1 protein-coding gene is annotated in these 655 nt (G+C 66.3%); it reads right to left on the bottom strand.

Translation table 11 applies throughout. The annotated features are described in order from the left end of the window. Positions 1-655: ABC transporter permease (locus tag EN884_RS37760; protein ID WP_164895507.1), on the bottom strand; the 655-nt coding region annotated here is incomplete at both ends.

Raw genomic sequence — 655 nt, 5'->3', positions numbered from 1 at the left:
AGGCCGCCTCACCCGTATAGGTGAAGAAGGTCAGGAACAAGCCGCCGATCGCCGCCAGCAGGCCGGCCAGCGTGTAGGCGGCGAACTTGCCGCGCCGGATCGGCACACCCGACATGTAGGCCGCCGTCTCCGATGAGCCTGCCGCGTAGGCGGCGCGGCCAAGCACCGAGCGGCTGAACGGCACCCAGATCACCAGCACGATGGCCAGCAGCACGACGAGACTTGCCGGCACCACGCCGAACACACGACCGGTCAGCGCATCGGCCAGGTCCTCATTGACCGAGCCGCCCGGAAATGGCCGCAGCAACAGGCCGATGCCGTAATAGACGGCGCCTGTGGCAATGGTGGCGACAATCGGCTGCAGCCGGCCATAGATGACGATGGCGCCGTTGATGGCGCCGCACAGCAGTCCCACCGCCAGCACGGCGATGACGCCGAGCGTCGTCTGCATCGGCGTTCCCACCACCAGCCACGAAGCCAGGCAGTTGGTGAGGAGAAAAATCATGCCGACGGACAGGTCGATGCCGGCGGTGATCACCACCAGCGTCTGCGCCATGGCGACGAAGGCGAGCAGCACGCCCTTGTTGGCCGCCGTCTGCACCACATTGGCGGTGAAGCCGGCCGGATGGTTCGAGGTGTAGATGACGAACATGAC

The sequence above is a fragment of the Mesorhizobium sp. M7A.F.Ca.AU.001.01.1.1 genome (assembly GCF_004022735.1).
Classification (GTDB): domain Bacteria; phylum Pseudomonadota; class Alphaproteobacteria; order Rhizobiales; family Rhizobiaceae; genus Mesorhizobium; species Mesorhizobium ciceri.
Note: the sequence above shows the minus strand (reverse complement) of the source record. Positions and strands in the feature narration are given on the sequence as shown.